The 18156-nt window shown below is 30.5% G+C and carries 16 protein-coding genes; 3 read left to right on the top strand and 13 right to left on the bottom strand.

Going from position 1 to position 18156, the window contains the following annotated elements; all coding sequences use genetic code 11:
• Window positions 1–2: 2 nt before the first annotated feature.
• The 9 genes from RSE15_RS01195 to RSE15_RS01155 form a co-directional block, all read right to left on the bottom strand.
• Window positions 3–2918 carry a serine hydrolase domain-containing protein gene (locus RSE15_RS01195; RefSeq protein WP_324069169.1) on the bottom strand — a complete coding sequence of 972 codons (2916 nt, stop codon included), beginning with the start codon at window positions 2916–2918 and terminating at the stop codon, window positions 3–5.
• 146 nt (window positions 2919–3064) lie between these two features.
• Entirely contained in the window at window positions 3065–4288 is a 1224-nt protein-coding gene (gene serB, locus RSE15_RS01190) for a phosphoserine phosphatase SerB (protein WP_324069168.1), read from the bottom strand.
• A 32-nt stretch (window positions 4289–4320) separates the two neighbouring features.
• The gene (locus tag RSE15_RS01185) at window positions 4321–4803 is read right to left on the bottom strand and encodes an ABC transporter ATPase (protein ID WP_324069167.1); all 483 of its coding nucleotides are present in this window, start codon (window positions 4801–4803) and stop codon (window positions 4321–4323) included.
• A 2-nt stretch (window positions 4804–4805) separates the two neighbouring features.
• A complete protein-coding gene (locus RSE15_RS01180) occupies window positions 4806–5405 on the bottom strand; it encodes a hypothetical protein (RefSeq protein WP_324069166.1) in 600 nt (199 codons plus the stop codon).
• A 14-nt stretch (window positions 5406–5419) separates the two neighbouring features.
• Entirely contained in the window at window positions 5420–6211 is a 792-nt protein-coding gene (locus RSE15_RS01175; RefSeq protein ID WP_324069165.1) for a (Fe-S)-binding protein, read from the bottom strand.
• A gap of 32 nt (window positions 6212–6243) precedes the next feature.
• Complete coding sequence (locus RSE15_RS01170) at window positions 6244–7566, bottom strand: 4Fe-4S dicluster domain-containing protein (RefSeq protein ID WP_324069164.1); 1323 nt, start codon at window positions 7564–7566, stop codon at window positions 6244–6246.
• A gap of 10 nt (window positions 7567–7576) precedes the next feature.
• Window positions 7577–8530: an MlaD family protein gene (locus RSE15_RS01165; protein WP_324069163.1), complete on the bottom strand. Its 954-nt coding sequence runs from the start codon at window positions 8528–8530 to the stop codon at window positions 7577–7579.
• Window positions 8531–8565: 35 nt separating this feature from the next.
• The gene (locus tag RSE15_RS01160) at window positions 8566–9693 is read right to left on the bottom strand and encodes an N-acetylmuramoyl-L-alanine amidase family protein (protein WP_324069162.1); all 1128 of its coding nucleotides are present in this window, start codon (window positions 9691–9693) and stop codon (window positions 8566–8568) included.
• A gap of 12 nt (window positions 9694–9705) precedes the next feature.
• On the bottom strand, window positions 9706–10800 hold the full coding sequence (locus tag RSE15_RS01155) for an N-acetylmuramoyl-L-alanine amidase family protein (RefSeq protein WP_324069161.1): 1095 nt from the start codon (window positions 10798–10800) through the stop codon (window positions 9706–9708).
• A gap of 71 nt (window positions 10801–10871) precedes the next feature.
• Between RSE15_RS01155 and RSE15_RS01150 the strand changes: the two genes are divergently transcribed.
• From RSE15_RS01150 to RSE15_RS01140, 3 genes are all read left to right on the top strand, one after another.
• Window positions 10872–13574, top strand: coding sequence for a putative LPS assembly protein LptD (locus RSE15_RS01150; protein WP_324069160.1), 2703 nt, complete (start codon window positions 10872–10874; stop codon window positions 13572–13574).
• Window positions 13575–13588: 14 nt separating this feature from the next.
• Entirely contained in the window at window positions 13589–13972 is a 384-nt protein-coding gene (locus RSE15_RS01145) for a RidA family protein (RefSeq protein ID WP_324069159.1), read from the top strand.
• 69 nt (window positions 13973–14041) lie between these two features.
• Window positions 14042–14650 carry a hypothetical protein gene (locus tag RSE15_RS01140; RefSeq protein ID WP_324069158.1) on the top strand — a complete coding sequence of 203 codons (609 nt, stop codon included), beginning with the start codon at window positions 14042–14044 and terminating at the stop codon, window positions 14648–14650.
• 7 nt (window positions 14651–14657) lie between these two features.
• Here RSE15_RS01140 and RSE15_RS01135 read toward each other — a convergent pair whose 3' ends face one another.
• The 4 genes from RSE15_RS01135 to pfkA form a co-directional block, all read right to left on the bottom strand.
• Complete coding sequence (locus RSE15_RS01135; RefSeq protein WP_324069157.1) at window positions 14658–15029, bottom strand: methylglyoxal synthase; 372 nt, start codon at window positions 15027–15029, stop codon at window positions 14658–14660.
• A gap of 99 nt (window positions 15030–15128) precedes the next feature.
• Complete coding sequence (locus tag RSE15_RS01130) at window positions 15129–15980, bottom strand: BadF/BadG/BcrA/BcrD ATPase family protein (RefSeq protein ID WP_324069156.1); 852 nt, start codon at window positions 15978–15980, stop codon at window positions 15129–15131.
• 84 nt (window positions 15981–16064) lie between these two features.
• Window positions 16065–17075 (bottom strand): type I glyceraldehyde-3-phosphate dehydrogenase, encoded by a 1011-nt coding sequence (gene gap, locus RSE15_RS01125; protein WP_324069155.1) that lies wholly within the window; start codon window positions 17073–17075, stop codon window positions 16065–16067.
• 28 nt (window positions 17076–17103) lie between these two features.
• On the bottom strand, window positions 17104–18090 hold the full coding sequence (gene pfkA / locus RSE15_RS01120) for a 6-phosphofructokinase (RefSeq protein ID WP_324069154.1): 987 nt from the start codon (window positions 18088–18090) through the stop codon (window positions 17104–17106).
• Window positions 18091–18156 lie beyond the last annotated feature (66 nt).

The raw sequence follows: 18156 nt of genomic DNA, 5'->3' as shown, positions 1-18156 counted from the left end.
AGTTATTCAATTATAGCTTCATAGATTACCTTTTGGATATTCTCTCTAATATTTTCTTTTGACAATTTATTCGATGCATTGGAATCTGGATAAGTTCTATTAGATAAGAATACATAAACAATTTCTTTATCTGGATCAGCCCAAGTCATAGTCCCTGTAAAACCAGTATGGCCAAAACTTGTTAACGAAACACAACCACAAGTAGGCCCTTCGTTACCTAATTGAGGCTTATCAAAACCTACTCCTCTTCTATTTCCTTCTTTACAAAAATAACACGTATTGAACAAATTGAATGTATTTTCAGTAATGTACGTTCGACCGCCATAGCTTCCTTTTTGAAGATACATTTGCATTACTTTAGCCACATCCAAAGCGTTAGCAAACAAACCAGCATGCCCTGAAATTCCACCTTGCATAGCTGCGGCCATATCATGAACATAACCTTGTACTAATTGATGTCTAAAGTAGGTATCGTTTTCTGTTGGAATTATTCTTGAAACATTCATTTTTCGCAAAGGATTGTACATGATTGAATTTGCTCCAAGTGGCTCGTAAAAATTAAAATGCGCTAAATCTTCTAACGACTTTTTATTGTGAAATTCTAAATATTCTTTGAATAAAATAAAAGAGAAATCACTGTATTTGTATTGTTTTTTAGGTAATAATTCGCTATCAAAAATGGTTTTTACTATTGTATCATTGTAGCCTTTTTTCAAATACAATTTATCTGCCACATGAATTGGAAATTCATCCGAAAATTCACTTCTATAAAATTTAGAACTCGGTCGATTTAAACTATCCAAAGTAACTTTATAAAAAGGAATCCAAGGCTGAAATCGGGCTTGATGCGTTAACATATCTAAAACTGTAGCATTGACTTTATTAGAATTTTTAGAAGCAGGCAACATTGTTTTTAACTTAGTGTCTAAAGTTAAATGTCCTTTGTCAAATTCTTGCATTACATTAGGTAAAGTAGCTACAATTTTTGTCAAAGATGCAATATCATAAACATCGATATTTGAAACTTTTTGTTCTGATTCATAAGTATGATTTCCAAATGATTTTTGATAAATAATTTTTCCTTTTCTAGCAACTACAACTTGAAGTCCTGGTGTCATTTTTTTAGATATCGCATAATTGGCTATGGAATCTATTTTGATTAATACTTTAGAATTCATACCCACATTTTCAGGAATTGAAAATCCGAGTCGTTTAATTTCTAAAGTTTCAATACCTTCATTTACTTTAAATTCATCATCAATTGAAACTGGTAATTTTCCTTTTGCTCCCATAGCCCCAAAAATAATTTGAGGAGCAATAGTTTGCGAAATATTGTTATTTTGATAAGCCACAACAATAGTTTCAATATCTTCAAAGTTTTTTAAATTGGTTAGTGAATAAGGTTTACTAAAACAAGTTAAAATAACATCATTTTGCTTAGCAATTTGATTTATCCAAAGCATCTCTTTGAAGTTCAAATTGTGATTTCTCCATGCGCCATCTTGTTTGTGATAGCCAATAATTACCTTTGTAAAATCTTGTAATTGAACCAAAACCGAATCTAAATTTTTAGAAGTAATTTCGCTAATAACTGCGTAATTTCTTAAATGTAATAAGAACGTATCAGATTTATCATTACCTAATTTAATGTACGCAATTTTCTCTTTTTCAATATCTCTAATTGGTACTAATTTATCATGATTTTTTATTACCGTAACTGCATTTTCATATAATTTATAATTTAATGCATCAAATTCAACAGCATTCAAATCATTGTATAAATTATCTAAAACTATTGGTTGGTAGTTATTTAAATTTGCCTTGTATTTATAACCCAAAATCTTTTTTACCGAATACATCAAACGTTCTTCTGTAATAACGCCAGCATCAAAAGCTTCTTTAAACTTTTTAATTGCCACAGGAACATTTTCAGCAAATAGCAACACATCATTTCCTGCTAAAAAAGCTTCTAAATCTATATCGCCTGGTTTTTTAAAATTACTGGCGCCTTTCATATTTAGTGCATCCGTAAAAATTAAACCTTCAAATTGTAATTCTTTTTTTAACATATCAGTAACTACTGGATATGAAATAGAAGTTGGATAGTTTTCTCGAGGTTCTATACTTGGCACATTTAAGTGCGCCACCATGACACTAGTTAATCCATTCTTAATTAATTCTTTGTAAGGATATAATTCCACTTCATTCAATCGATTTCTATCAAAATTTACCACAGGTAATGTATGATGTGAATCTGTTGAAGTATCACCATGACCAGGAAAATGCTTAGCCGTTGCAAATACACCTTCATCTTGCAAACCCTTCATAAGAGCTAAAGCACGCATGGTAACATTTTCTTTCGTTTCTCCAAATGAACGATTCCCAATAATAGGATTTTTAGGATTGGTGTTAATATCAACAACCGGTGCAAAATTGAAATGAATACCCATTCTCTTTGATTGTTTTGCCATTTGATTTCCGGCTTTCTCAATCAACTTCATATCTTGAACTGCACCTAAAGTCATGTTCCAAGGATAACGATAAGTAGAATCTAAACGCATACTTAATCCCCACTCTGCATCAATACCAATGAATAAAGGAACTTTCGATTTTTCTTGGAAACGATTGGTTAATTTAGCTTGACGTATTGGACCTCCTTGAAAAAAAATTAATCCTCCAATTTTATACTCTTCTACTAATTTTTCAACAGATTTATTATGAGCTTCATCTTTATTTGAATAAGCAGCCACCATAAATAATTGCCCCACTTTTTCTTCAAATGATAATTGATTATAAATACTATCAACCCATTGTTCCTGTGTTACTTGTTTAACCAATAAATCTGGCTCTGGAGTATTTTGAGAAAATGATATATGTATTGAAACTATTAAACAAAATAGTATATAAAAATGTCGCATAAATAATTTTTTGATTTTTGTACTAAGAACTAAATCTATGCCAAATTACTACATTTCTTATTTAAACAAAAAACTGTTAAGTTTATTTTAAGAAGAAAGTTTAAAATGACATTAATATGGTTCTCGACTGTAATAATATATTAAAGCTATGGCAATAAATCAATGTGTCGGTCATGGTATCCTAATAAATAAAGTACACCATCTAATCCAATACTTGAAATAGCACTTTGAGCATTATCTTTAACTTTGGGTTTGGCATGAAACGCAATTCCTAAACCTGCCAAATTTAGCATAGGTAAATCATTTGCCCCATCACCAATTGCAATGGTTTGACTAATATGTAAGCCTTCTTTATGAGCAAGTTCTTTTAAATATGCTGCTTTTTTATTGCCGTCTACTATTTCACCAATATAGCCACCAGTTAAAACGCCATCTTTAATTTCTAATTGATTGGCAAAAACGTAATCGATACCTAACTCTTTTTGTAAATAATGCCCAAAATAGGTAAATCCACCAGAAAGAATTGCAGTTTTAAAACCATACGTTTTAAGGGTATCAATTAATCTTCTTGCACCTTTTGTAATTGGCAAATTGATTGCAACCTTTTCTAACACATCTTCTTTTAATCCTTTAAGAAGTAGCATTCGTTGTTTAAAACTTTCGTTAAAATCAATTTCACCTTGCATAGCTAATTCTGTAATAGCCCTAACTTGTTCACCAACACCAGCAAACTCTGCAAGCTCATCAATAACCTCAGTTTGAATTAAAGTGGAATCCATATCAAAGCAAACTAAGCGTCTATTTCTTCTGTAAATATTATCTTCTTGAAAAGCAATATCAACATCTAAATCTCTTGAAATCTGCATGAACTTTTCAGTAAACTCTGATTTGTCTTCAATTATTCCTCGAATTGATAATTGAATTGATGCTCTTGGATAATCATCTTCATTTACTAAGGAAGCTCTTCCAGTTAAACGTTTTATAGCATCAATATTTAAGTTTTTTTCTGAAATAACTTTTGTTACTTCTGAAATTTGTTCGGCAGTCAATTTTTCACCTAAAAGGGTTACAATGTATCTGTCTTTTCCTTGAAGACTCACCCATTTTTCATAATCTTCAAGCGTAATAGGTTTAAATTTTGCTTTAATACCTAATTCATACGATTTAAACAATAAATCTTTTAAAACTGCCGCTGATTTTTTCCCAGATTTAATCTGAAAAAGGATTCCTAAAGATAACGTATCATGGATATTTGCTTGCCCTATATCTAAGACCTTAGCATCATATGCTGCTAAAACAGCCGTTAAAGAAGAAGTTAAACCTGGTTTGTCTTGTCCTGATATATTTAATAAAAAGATATCGCTAGCCATAAATTTTAAAGTAAGTAATGAATTAGTAGTTACTAAAAAAATCTATTGTGCCAACTTTCACTAGCAGGAACTTCCCAAAAATCTTTCCATTCGCCCAAAGTATTTAATAGATTATTAAATACAATAGTGTTTCCTGAAACCGCTTTTTCTTTGGCTAATTTTTTAAATTCTATTAATGGTTTAAAGGCTACATGCTCGCCCATCTTATATGTCACATTCATTTTATCCAATAAATCAACATTGTATTTTTGTTCAAAGATTTGAATTAATTGAACAGAAGCATCAATTGAACAACCTGTTGCCGCTTGAATCTCTTGATTTACAGCAATAATAATAAAACGATTATAACGAGTCACAAAAGAAGTCTCGAGGTGTTGTCCGTGAGCTGTCCAGTTATCCAAAAATATTTTTAATTCGTGTTCAATTTCTTGAATTTCTATATCTGAAAATTTTCTGTTAGATTGATATATCCAAATTTTTGAATCGTCTGGTAAGCTTTCAAAAGGTACAAACATGATTATTTTTTAATTATATCAGTAACAATTTTATAAGACACAAACTTCCCTAATTTAGCATCGTACAATTCCATTTCATAATACGTAACGTCTACTTCATCAGTAGCTTTTAGTACTTTATCTGTTAATAAAAATGCATTATCAAAATTACTTAACAAAATAAATTGATTGGTTTTTCCACTTGCTTCTTTAACTACAAAAGTTATGAATTGTTCGGTTTTTATTTCAGAAACTTTACCTGAAACTGATAATTCTTCACTTTCATCTGGTGCAACTTCTTCTTCATCATCAAGCATAAATTTGAAAATAGTAGGACACTTTGATCCCATTTTTTTTCCAACATCATATCCTAATTCTTCCATTTTTTTATCGTTAGAAATAACATCTTTGCCATAATGTTTTTCAACATCCTTTTCAAATGCATTGATTCCTTCAAGCAAACAAATTCCAATTGTTAATTCAAAATTTTCTTTTGTAATTTCTTGCTTTTCAGCACAACCACAAGCTTTTTCAGCTAATTTTTCAGACAATTGTTCTTTAGTAAGTTTTTGTGCAAATGCAATATTTCCAACAAGTACTAATAATAATAGTATTTTTTTCATGTTAAGTTTTTAATTTATAAATTTTGTGCATTTGCAATTATTTCTGCAATATCTAACACTTTAACTTCGCTTTCTTTGTGTGCAAATTTCACTCCATCTGTCATCATTGTATTACAATAAGGACAGCCTGTAGCAATAATATTTGGAGTGGTTTCAAGAGCATCTTTAGTTCTTAAAACGTTAATTTCCATATTCCCTTTTTCAGGTTCTTTAAACATTTGAGCTCCACCAGCTCCACAACATAAAGCAGAACTTTTGCTTCGTTTCATCTCAACAATTTGTGCGTTTGTTTGAGATAATATTTCTCTTGGCGCTTGGTATTCATTGTTAGCTCTACCTAAATAACAAGGATCATGAAAAGTAATACGACTACCTTTATAAGTATCTTTATTAAAATCAATACGTCCTTCTTTTAAAAGCTGTTGAATAAATTGAGTGTGATGTAAAACTTCATAATTTCCACCTAAACTAGGATATTCATTTTTTAAGCAATTAAACGAATGAGGATCGCAGGTTACAATTTTCTTTACTTCGTAAGCATTTAGCAATTCAATATTCATTAAAGCTTGCATTTGAAATAAAAATTCATTTCCAGCTCTTTTTGCTACATCTCCTGTACTACTTTCTTCTGTACCTAAAACTGCAAAATTTACATTTGCTTTATTTAAAATTTTAACAAAAGCTCTTGTAATTTTTTTTGCTCTGTCATCGAAACTACCAGCAGAACCTACCCAAAATAAAATTTCAGGTTGTCTTCCTTCGGCCATCATTTGGGCCATTGTTGGTACAATTAAATTTTCAGACATATTATATACTATTTATGATAGTTAATGTAAAATTATTCGTTTACCCAATTTAAACGATCCATTTGATTATATTGCCAAGGAGCGCCGTTGTTTTCAATATTACTCATCATATTGTTTAGCTCCATTGGCGCCGCACTTTGTTCCATTACCAAATAACGACGCATATCAATAATAATTGATAACGGACTAATATTAATAGGACATTCTTCAACACATGCATTACAAGTTGTACAAGCCCATAATTCTTCTGGCGTAATGTAATCGTTTAGTAAAGATTTTCCATCATCTACAAAAACACCTTTATTTAAATCAATATTTCTTCCTACTTCCTCTAAACGATCACGCGTATCCATCATGATTTTACGAGGTGATAATTTTTTTCCTGTTTGATTAGCTGGACATGAAGATGTACAACGACCACACTCGGTACAACTGTAAGCGTTTAATAATTGAACCCAATTTAAATCCTGAACATCTGATGCACCAAATTTTGCAGGCACTGCATCCGGATTTGCTGGGGCTGCAAATGGATCTGCACTTGGATCCATCATTAATTTTACTTCGTTTGTAACACTTTGCAAATTATCTAATTTACCTTTCGCATTTAAATCTGCAAAAAAAGTATTTGGAAACGCTAATAAAATATGTAAGTGTTTTGAGAAATATAAATAGTTCAAGAAAACTAATATTCCAGCAATATGTAACCACCAAGCGGATCTTTCGATAACAACCACTAAACCTTCACTAATTCCATTAAACATTGGAGCGATAAATTGAGAAATAGGAAAACTTCCTGCTTGATTATAATGACCAATTCCTAAATTTTGAAGGTGAAAATCAGCTGCATTCATTATCAAGAATAATGACATTAATACCACTTCAAAATATAAAATATAATTGGCGTCATTTCTAGGTTTTCCATCTAAATCTGTACTCGTAAAACGACCTAACTTGGTTACATTTCTTCTGATCCAAAAAATAATTACGGTAATTAAAACTAAGAAAGCTAAAACTTCAAATGAACCAATAAGCACATCGTAAAATCCACCCATAAAGGATAATACACGGTGTGTTCCAAAAAGGCCATCAATTATGATTTCTATTACTTCAATATTGATAATTACAAATCCAACATACACTACAATATGTAAAAAACCAGCAATTGGTCGTTTCACCATTTTTGATTGCCCTAAAGCAACCATTGTCATATTCTTCCAACGTTCGGAAGCATTATCGCTACGATTTACATCGTGACCCAATTTTATATTACGAATTAGTTTTTTTACATTAATTGTAAAATAACCTATACCTGCTGCTAAAAGCAATGCGAATAAAATATTATCTAAAAAATTCATCGTATAAAATTTACTTTTTAATTGTATCGTTTACTGGAGCTACATAAGGTTTGTTTTTCTTTCCAAAAAGAGAAACATTTACATAACGTGTAGGATGAAGACGAACATCTTGTAATAACAACTCTAATTCTTTAGAAGTATTAGTAAAGTTAGTGTACATAGCATCATCTTTCATTAATTTACCCATTGTTCCTTTTCCTTGTTCAATGTCAATCATTATTTTATCAACATTTGCTAAGGTTTTTTCTAAATTTCTTACCGTTTGACCCAAATTAGCTTTTGCTAAAGAATCTGACATTTTTGAAAAATTTGCAGCCGTATTATCAAAATTAGTCATTGTTGAATTGAACTTAGATTTATTATCTGCAATCATTCCATTAATGTTTTTGGAGGCAACACTAAATTCAGAAAGCGTTTTATTCAATTCCGAAATACTATTTTTAAGATTTTTTTTGGTTTTTTCGTCTAAAATATCATTAAAATTGGTAAATAAAGCATCTGCATTATCTAATAGTTTTTGAACTTTATATTGCAGTGGCTCTAACTGTTGGGCTAAAGCATCAGTAATACCTAATTTGCTACTAGCTTTTAAGTAATCACCTGATTTAATGTAATTTTTATCTTGAAAATTAGGTTTAATTGCAATTTGTCTACCTCCTACTAACCCTGAATCATATATTTCAGCAATACTTGATTTAGAAATTGGAAAATCAGTGTTGATTTGCATTTCAACAAGTAATTTACCATCAGGTTGAATAGTAATAGCATCTACTTTACCAATAGCTAATCCGTTAAGTGTAACTGGAGCTGAGTTTACAAGTCCGGCTACGTTGTCATAAACAACATAAACACGTGTAGTACTATTGAATAAGTCTTTTCCTTTTAAAAAATTATATCCCCAAATAAATAAAAATATAGATACAATTACGAGTACAGCGGTTTTAATTTCTTTAGTTAGTTTCAAAGTATTCTAATTTTTAACAAAAATAAACTTTTATTTTATTTTATTGCATCGGTAACGTTTATTTTTATTCCGTCTTTATAAGCCACAATAAATGCAGTTTTATAGCCTTTTTGTTTCGCTTCTTCCAATTTTTGTTTTATAGAATCATAATTTTTATCAGATGCATAAAAATATTTGAATAAACTTCCTGAAGGTTCTACTGAAATCGGGCTTAATCCTTTAAAATTTGAAGGAATCGTAGCTAATTCTTTTGTACTAGCCGAAATTTGAATTTTAAATACAATTCCTTTTTCAATAGTATTTTCTGCTTTTTTTATAATTTGTTCTTTTTTGGGAACTTCTTTAACAATAATTTCTTCCATTTTAGGAACATTTTTATCTTCTTCTTTTACATCATCATTGCTAGAAGGGCTAAAAAATTCATTTTTATAATCCATAATAGCCTTAGCAATTGCCTCTGCTAATAAATCTTGTCCAGTTTCCGAATTTAAAAATTCACCTTCTTCTTTATTAGAAACAAATCCCATTTCAATTAAAACCCGTGGCATAGTTATTTGACGCAATACTAAGAATCCAGCTTGTTTAACACCTCTATTTTTATTATCTGTTTTCTTGGTAAAAAATTCTTGAACTCTCCCCGCCAATTCAATACTTTGATCTAAATGCTCTTCTTGTAAAATAGAAATTCCAATTACCGATTCGGGAGAATTAGGATCATAACCATCATATTTAATTTTATAATCGGTTTCTAAAGTAACTACTTCGTTCTCATTTTTAGCAACTTCTAAGTTGGATGCATTACGGGTAATTCCCATCACGTATGTTTCATTGCCTTCAGCAGCTTGGTTTTTATTTGCATTACAATGCATCGAAACAAAAATACTTCCTTTGGATTTATTTGCAATATTAGCGCGTTGTTGTAACTCAATAAAAACATCTGATTTTCGTGTAAAAACGACATCAATTTGAGGGTCTTTTTCTAATATTGCACCTACTTTAAGTACTGTTTGTAATGCAATATTTTTTTCAATATTACCATGATAAACAGCTCCATAATCTTTTCCACCGTGACCGGCATCTAAAACTACTTTAAACTTTTTGGTTTGACTAAATCCTGTTAAAAAAAACATTGAAATAATTACAAATACAATTTTCTTATCCATAAACTTTTGTTTTTAATTTGTAAATGTTACAATAAATGCAGAAGTGTATCCCTTTTTTTTAGCTTCTTCTAATTTTTTCTTACAAGAATTATAATCCGTTTCATTGCCGTAAAAATACTTATATAGTTTTTTCTCTTTTTCAAATGATATCTCTTTTAATCCTTTAAAATTTGAAGGTTTAGTCGCTATTTTTTTTCTTCCGGCCGATATTTGAACTTTATAATATGTGGTAGTAGATTTTTCGTTTTCAGAATCCGATGAATTAACTGTTTTTGGATTTGAATTATCATCAGAAATTACAGCATTAGATTCTGTATTTCTCTCAGACGCATCAGGATTAAAAAAATCATTTCTATACGAAACAATCGCTTTAGAAATAGAAGTTGCTATTTCTTCTTTCCCTTTATTTGAGTCTAAATATTTACCTTCTTCCGGATGGCTCACAAAACCTAATTCGATTAAGACGCCTGGCATAACTGTTGCATCCAACACCCAAATTGGTTGTTGCTTTACTCCTCTCGAAAATCGTCCGTCATTAGAAACAAAATTCTTTTCAATTTCAGAAGCTAAACTAATACTTTGGTCTAAAAACTCTTCTTGTAAAATTTTTAATCCTAAAAGTGTTTCAGGATTATTAGGGTCAAAACCTTTATATTTTTCATTATAGTTTTTCTCTAAAAATATAACGCCATTTTCTTTTTTTGCAATATCCAAATTGGTGTCGGTTCTAGACATTCCCATAACAAAAGTTTCTGTTCCTCTTGCTGCAGTACTTTTAACCCCATTACAATGCACAGAAACAAATAAATTAGCTTTTGCTTTATTGGCAATATTTGCGCGTTCCTTTAATCCAATAAAAACATCGGTTTTTCTTGTATAAATAATTTCAATATTCTTGTTAGATTCTAAAATTTTTCCAATTTTAAGCACAACATCTAAAACAATATCCTTTTCTTTTATACCATTTTTAACAGCTCCAGGGTCTTCTCCTCCATGACCTGCATCTAAAACCACTTTGAATTTGGTATGATTTTGACCAAAAGCTAATGTAAAAGTAAAAAGTAAAAGAATTATTGACAGGTATTTAGTGTAATTTTTAGTAGGCATAAAACTATTGATTGATATTATAAGTTATAATTTTATTAAAACATTAATTTTGCAAAAAAATATATGTAAGTTTGACACTTCAAAAAGTAAGCCAAATTTTTACAAAAATACTATTAAAAGCATTGCATACAAAGTTATTTCATATCGTTTTTTCAGTAATTTTTCTAACATTAGGAACCACCTCTGTTTTTTCACAAGAAAACCCTGCTTTAAATACGGTTACTTTATCAAAGTCTGACCTAAAAAAGGTGAAAGACTCTACATCTACTACGGTTGACACTACAAAAAAAAACAAACCTTTTTTGGATGGAGTGGTTAATATGAAATCGAAAGATTACGAAAAATTAGACCAAAAGAAAAAAACAGTTACTCTTCATAACGAAGCCGAAATTTACTACACCGATTTTGAATTAAAAGCTGGGAGAATTGTTTTAGACTATGAAAAAAATTTAGTGTATGCTGGTAGATTAAAAGATTCGGCTGGAAATTACATACAAAGGCCCGTATTTAAACAAGGGGATAACGTTGTAGAACCCGATTCAATTATTTTTCATACCAAATCAAAACGAGCTAAAGTTTGGAACTCAAGAACCAATCAAGGAGAATTATTTATAAAATCTGAGATTTCTAAAAAAGAAAATGACTCGGTTTATTTTATGAAAAATGCACGCCTTACCACCTCAGAAAATATTGATGATCCAGAATATTATTTTTTAGTAAAACGAGTAAAATTTGTGCCAAAAAAGAAAGTGGTAATGAATTCTACTCAAATGTTCATTGCTGATGTTCCTACCCCAATATGGTTGCCTTTTGGTTATTTTCCTATGTCTGAAAAAAGCACCTCTGGATTCATAATGCCTACACCTGGACAAAATAATCAACAAGGTTATTTTTTACAAAATGGAGGGTATTATTTTGCGTTAAGTGATAATTATGATTTAGCCGTTTTAGGAGATTACTATACTAATGGAAGTTACGGTTTACGAGCCGAAACAAGCTATGCCAAACGCTACAAATTTAATGGTAGGGCTAATATTCGATTCGAAAATAATATTCAAAGTGAAAAAGGTTTTCCCGATTATTTAAAATCAAGACAATACAACATACAATGGTCGCATAGTCAAGATTCTAAAGCTTCCCCGAATTCAAGATTTTCTGCCTCTGTAAATTTAGGAAGTAGTCAATATTACCGCCAATCTGTAAATTTAAATAATATTGGTTCAACCATAAATAACAATTTAAGTTCCTCAGTTTCTTATTCAAAAACGTTTCAAACGGTTCCACAAGTAAACATGTCATTGTCTGCAACCCATTCTCAAAATACGAATACGCAACAAATCGACATGACACTTCCAACGTTTCAAGCAAGTGTAGATCGTATTTTTCCTTTTGCTAAGGGCGATGGTGTTAAAAAAGGAATCATTAAAAACATTAGTTTTCAATACAACATTAGAGGAGAAAATAGAATTAAAACTACTGATTCGTTATTTTTTAAGCCACAAATGTTTAGAGATGCGCGAACTGGATTTCAACATTCTATTCCAATTAGTACTAATTTTAAAGTATTCAAACATTTTAGTGTAACTGGAAGTGCGAATTACAATGAAGTATGGACTTTAAACACTATTGAAAAGTATTATAGTGCCACGGAAAACAAAGTAGTTACAGTAGATAAAAACGGTTTTGAATCGTTTAGAACTTATAATTTTAATGTAGGTATTGGAACTACCGTTTATGGTACATTTAATTTTGGCGAAGGCAAAAAAATTGAAGCAATCCGACATGTTGTTCGACCAAATATTTCGTATGGTTATACTCCAAGTTTTGATCAATATTTTGAAAGATATGCATTAGATGCTTCGGGAATAAATTTTTCTAATTATACCAAATTTGATAATGGCCTATTTGGTTCACCTTCAAACAGTATTTCAAATGCTATGAACTTTTCGATCAGCAATACTTTTGAAGCTAAAGTAAAAGATAAAGAAAGTAAAAAAGGAGAAACTAAAAAGGTAATACTTTTAAACAACTTAAATTTTTCAACACGTTATGATTTTAATGCCGATTCTTTAAAGTTAAAAGAAATATCTGTTAGTGGTGGAACACAATTATTTAAACAAAAGATGAACATCAATTTTGCTGCCGTATTAGACCCTTATGCAATAGATAATTCAGGAAAAAGAATTGAAAAGTTCAATATTGATAATGGCGGGAGTTTGTTTCGATTACCAAGAGCAAATGTTACTTTAAATTATAGTTTTTCAAGTGCTGATGGTAAAGATAGCAGCAAAAAATCAGATCAGAATGTTCAAAATGGTGGTCGCGAAGATGATTTATTTGGCGTAGGAACAGATTTAAGTGATAACAAACAAAGTCTGTTTGGAAAAGATAAGAAAGAGGACGAAAAAGGAACTAATTCTGAATGGTACAATACCAAATTACCATGGGATTTAAGGATAGCCTATTCCATGAATTATAACAACTCAAACCGACAAGATGAGATTGCTTCTCATTCCTTAATGGCTTCTGGAAACATTGAATTAGCTCCAAGATGGAAAGTTGGTTTTTCATCGGGATATGATTTTGTTCAAAAAGGAGTTACTTTCACGCAATTGCGTTTTGAACGAGATTTAGAAAGTTGGAGAATGAGTTTCAACTGGGTTCCTTTTGGAACTAATACCTATTGGGGTTTCTTTATTGGAATTTCATCTTCAATATTAAGCGACATTAAATACGATAAACGACAATTACCAGATCGTGTTTTTAGACAATAAACAACTAACCTATTATGAAAAAAATAATTTTTACAGACAAAGCTCCGGCACCTATCGGCCCTTATAATCAAGCAATTTTAGTAGATACTACTTTATACACCTCTGGTCAAATTGCTTTAGACCCTGTAACCATGGAATTGGTTTTAGATGATATTGAAACAGAAACAAAACGTGTTATGGATAACCTAAAAGCTGTTTTAGAAGCTGCCGATATGACCTTTGAAAATGTAATAAAGTCTACTATTTTTATTATGAATATGGCCGATTTTGCTCTAATTAATAAGGTTTACGGAAGTTACTTTAACGAAGAAACTGCTCCAGCTAGAGAAACTGTGCAAGTAGCATGTTTGCCAAAAAATGTAAATATTGAAATATCAATGATAGCGGTGAAATATTAACGGTTTCTTAAAATAAATACAATCCTCCAATTTATACTTGAGAGGATTTTTTTTTATAATTTGGCTTAAATGAAATCAATACATAAAATAATAATTTTACTTTTTTTAATTAAAGTAACAATTGTAAATGCTCAATTTAAAGAAAAGAATGCCTTATATACTTCAGGTGAAATTAATAAAGGTAATTATGTTGGGATTGATATTAATTTAAACTATGTCTATAAAAATAATTATAGTTTTAAAATTGGATATACTGGAAATATACGAAAACCTAAATCACAACCCGAAGATTACTCGTCTGGCTTAACAGGCGTTGTACTTTTTGGAGCTGCTAATCCATATGACCAATTAGAAAATTATCAAATTGGTATTGGTAAAATTTACAATCTAAACAATAGTGGCACTATTAGAGCAAATATATCTTTAGGATTAGGTTATACAATTATAAATGAGCCTGAAAATTGGGTAAGAATTAATAATGGATTTTTAGCTGAAAATTACACTTGGAATTATAATAAGTCAACAACTTTTAGTGTAATAGTAAATCCAAAAATAGAATTTCCCTTTTCAAGATTTTACGGGTTAACTATTTCTCCTCTACTCCAAATAAACAAAGACCGAACTTACATTGGAATTGGAATTGGTCAAATGATTGGATTATTACGAAAAAAAAAGTAATTTCAAATTAAATCTCATCTAAACCCAACAATAACAATTGAGCGGTGGCTTCATTAGTTGCTAACGGTACATTGTGCACATCGCAAATACGAATTAGCATGTTAATATCCGCTTCGTGCGCATGACTAGAGTTAGGATCTTTAAAAAATAATACCATTTTAGTTTTTCCTTCGGCAACGCGAGCGGCAATTTGCGCATCTCCGCCCAATGGTCCTGAGAGCATTCTCTTTACTTTAAACCCTGCTGCTACTGCCCGAGCCCCAGTGGTACCCGTTGCTATAATTTTAATTTTCTCTTTTAATAAAATGGTTTTGTTTTTATTTAAAAACTGCACCATATCGGCTTTTTTACCGTCGTGTGCTATAATGGCTATTTCCATAATGATAAGATTTCCTAACAAAGATAAAAATAAAAAATCCCAAATCCTTTTGTTATGATTTGAGATTTTTATTAACTTTAAATATATTTTATAATTTATTTATTTATTTAAGATATGATATGCAATTAAACCATCAATAGGTCTACGAAGTACATTTCCAATTTTTATATTGTATTTATTCAGAATTTCTGTAAGTTCGTCTTTCAAATAAAATGCAATAGAACCAATAAAATGAACCGGTACTTTATTACAATTTTCAAATTGCATGATGTAATTTTTGGCGTACTTTTTTAATTCTTTACGAATTAGTTTCTTACAATAAGGATGATTTTTATGCTTAATAATAAATTTTGCAAAAGTGGCTAAATACGCATTCGGATTTGATTCTTTATATAAATTATGCTTAATGTAATCTGCATCTAAATTATATTCTTCTTCAAATTCTTTTGCCAACTCAACAGGCATGGTATTAAAATAATACCCTCTTATAAGATGACGACCAAATCGATTACCAGAACCATCATCCATAGCTATATATCCTAAAGATTGTACTTTTTGATGTAATGTATTACCATCAAAATAACTACAATTTGAACCAGTACCTAAAATACATACAATGGCCGCTTCATCTTTTGGAGTGGTGGCATATACAGCAGCATATGTATCTTCGTGAACCACAATTTTAGCATTGATAAAATAATCTTGAAAAATATCGGAAAGGTGATTTTTCATTCGATCTGTTCCGCAACCTGCACCATAAAAAAACAAGTGTGTAGCTTTTAACTTATTTTGCGAAATATCAAATTTATCATCAAGTCGATTAATAATTTGTTCTTTATCTAAAACTTCAGGATTTAAACCTAAGGTTTGAGTAGTAAATAATACTTTTCCATTATCATCTATCGCAATCCAATCGGCTTTTGTAGAGCCACTATCAACTAATAATTTCATATTTTAAGGGTATAGAATAAAGAATAAAGAATAAAGAATAAAAATAGTAAATTATTTTCATCTTTATTCTTTCTACATTTGAATTTATTTTAAACCTGCAATATGTACCGATAAGTCGATTAATTTACTAGAATAGCCATATTCATTATCATACCAAGATACTAGTTTGAAAAAGGTTGAATTTAATCCAATTCCAGCCTTTGCATCTACAATTGATGTTCTTGTATCTGATACAAAATCTTGAGATACAACATCGTCTTCAGTGAAGCCTAAAACTCCTTTCATCTCATTTTCTGATGCCGATTTTAAAACTTTCATGATTTCTTCATATGTAGTTTCTTTGACTAATTTTACCGTTAAATCTACCACAGAAACATCAACTGTAGGCACACGGAATGACATTCCAGTAAGTTTTCCGTTTAAAGCAGGAATTACTTTACCAACTGCCTTAGCGGCACCTGTTGAAGAAGGAATTATATTTACAGAAGCAGCACGACCACCTCTCCAATCTTTTTTAGAAGGTCCGTCAGCAACCATTTGAGTAGCTGTAGAAGCATGAACGGTTGTCATTAATCCTTCTACAATTCCAAAATTATCATGAATAACTTTTGCTAAAGGAGCTAAACAGTTTGTAGTACATGAAGCATTAGAAACAATCGTATCTGATGCTTTAACTTGAGTATGATTTACCCCCATTACAAACATTGGTGCATCTGCTGAAGGAGCTGAAATAACTACTTTTTTAGCGCCACCATCAATATGAGCTTGAGCTGTTTCAAGGGTTGTAAAAATACCTGTACATTCTGCTACCACATCCACATCAACAGAAGCATCATCCCATTTAATTAATTTAGGATCTCTTTCTGCAGTAACTCTAATAAATTTATCATTTACAAATAGTTTTCCATCAATTACTTCCACTTTTCCATTAAAACGACCATGTACAGAATCGTATTTTAATAAATAAGCCAAATGATCTACATCTAATAAATCGTTAATAGCAACTACTTCTACATTATCTCTGTTAAACGTTTCTCTGAAAACAATTCTTCCAATTCTTCCGAATCCGTTTATTCCTAATTTTACTTTTGACATTTTATTTTTTTTTTAATTTATTATCTATTTATGATGATACAATATCGGATACTTTAACCAATTCCATATCAATTTCACTTTGTCCTTTAATAGCTTGTTCTAAAGGAGTTAAGGTTACTTTATCTTGGTATAAACCTACCATAAAGTTTGATTTTCCTTCTAACAAAGCTTCGACAGCTTTAACACCAAGTCTAGATGCTAAAACTCTATCAAAACACGAAGGTGATCCACCACGTTGCATGTGTCCTAATACAGAAACCCTTACATCGTATTCGGGCATATTCTCTTCGATATAATCTTTTAATTCAAAAACATTTTTACCTATTTTATCCCCTTCAGAAACAACAACAATACTTGATGTTTTTCCAGATTCTTTACTTCGTTTTAATGAATCCACTAATCGATCTAAACCAAATGCTTCTTCAGGAATTAAAATTTCTTCAGCTCCGGCACCAATACCTGCATTTAAAGCAATGTGTCCAGCATCTCTTCCCATTACTTCTACAAAAAATAATCTATTGTGAGAATTTGCTGTATCTCTAATTTTATCGATAGCATCAATTACCGTGTTAAGTGCTGTATCAAAACCTAGTGTATGACTAGTTCCAAAAATATCGTTATCAATTGTACCAGGAATACCTATTACTGGAAAACCAAATTCATCATTAAATATTTCAGCTCCTGTAAAACTTCCATCACCACCAATAACTACAAATGAATCGATTCCTGCAGCAACAAGATTATTATGGGCTAATTTTCTACCTTCAGCTGTTCTAAAATCTTTAGATCTAGCCGATTTTAAAATAGTTCCTCCTTTATTAATAATATTTTTAACATCTCTTGGTCCCATAGGCTTAAAATCACCTTCAATCATACCTTGGTAACCTCTATAAATACCTACACACTCTACATTATAGTATGCACAAGCTCTGACTACAGCTCTAATAGCAGCATTCATTCCCGGCGAGTCTCCGCCAGAAGTTAAAACACCTATTTTTTTAATTGAATTGGTCATAATAATTGTTTAATTATGTAAAGTTATAAAACGAAATATAATAAAAACACAATATTTGCTAACTAT

Origin of the sequence: Flavobacterium sp., from assembly GCF_035195345.1 — a bacterium.
In the GTDB taxonomy this organism is placed as follows: domain Bacteria; phylum Bacteroidota; class Bacteroidia; order Flavobacteriales; family Flavobacteriaceae; genus Flavobacterium.
This window is presented reverse-complemented; position numbering and strand designations above follow the sequence as displayed.

Bases quoted from the DNA above. Each gene is read 5' to 3' on its own strand.
- serB (WP_324069168.1), bottom strand. From the start codon at position 4,288: ATGGCTAGCGATATCTTTTTATTAAATATATCAGGACAAGACAAACCA.
- RSE15_RS01130 (WP_324069156.1), bottom strand. From the start codon at position 15,980: ATGAAATTATTAGTTGATAGTGGCTCTACAAAAGCCGATTGGATTGCG.
- pfkA (WP_324069154.1), bottom strand. From the start codon at position 18,090: ATGACCAATTCAATTAAAAAAATAGGTGTTTTAACTTCTGGCGGAGAC.
- RSE15_RS01145 (WP_324069159.1), top strand. From the start codon at position 13,589: ATGAAAAAAATAATTTTTACAGACAAAGCTCCGGCACCTATCGGCCCT.
- RSE15_RS01170 (WP_324069164.1), bottom strand. From the start codon at position 7,566: ATGAATTTTTTAGATAATATTTTATTCGCATTGCTTTTAGCAGCAGGT.
- RSE15_RS01135 (WP_324069157.1), bottom strand. From the start codon at position 15,029: ATGGAAATAGCCATTATAGCACACGACGGTAAAAAAGCCGATATGGTG.
- RSE15_RS01160 (WP_324069162.1), bottom strand. From the start codon at position 9,693: ATGGATAAGAAAATTGTATTTGTAATTATTTCAATGTTTTTTTTAACA.
- RSE15_RS01185 (WP_324069167.1), bottom strand. From the start codon at position 4,803: ATGTTTGTACCTTTTGAAAGCTTACCAGACGATTCAAAAATTTGGATA.
- RSE15_RS01155 (WP_324069161.1), bottom strand. From the start codon at position 10,800: ATGCCTACTAAAAATTACACTAAATACCTGTCAATAATTCTTTTACTT.
- RSE15_RS01195 (WP_324069169.1), bottom strand. From the start codon at position 2,918: ATGCGACATTTTTATATACTATTTTGTTTAATAGTTTCAATACATATA.
- RSE15_RS01140 (WP_324069158.1), top strand. From the start codon at position 14,042: ATGAAATCAATACATAAAATAATAATTTTACTTTTTTTAATTAAAGTA.
- RSE15_RS01175 (WP_324069165.1), bottom strand. From the start codon at position 6,211: ATGTCTGAAAATTTAATTGTACCAACAATGGCCCAAATGATGGCCGAA.
- gap (WP_324069155.1), bottom strand. From the start codon at position 17,075: ATGTCAAAAGTAAAATTAGGAATAAACGGATTCGGAAGAATTGGAAGA.
- RSE15_RS01180 (WP_324069166.1), bottom strand. From the start codon at position 5,405: ATGAAAAAAATACTATTATTATTAGTACTTGTTGGAAATATTGCATTT.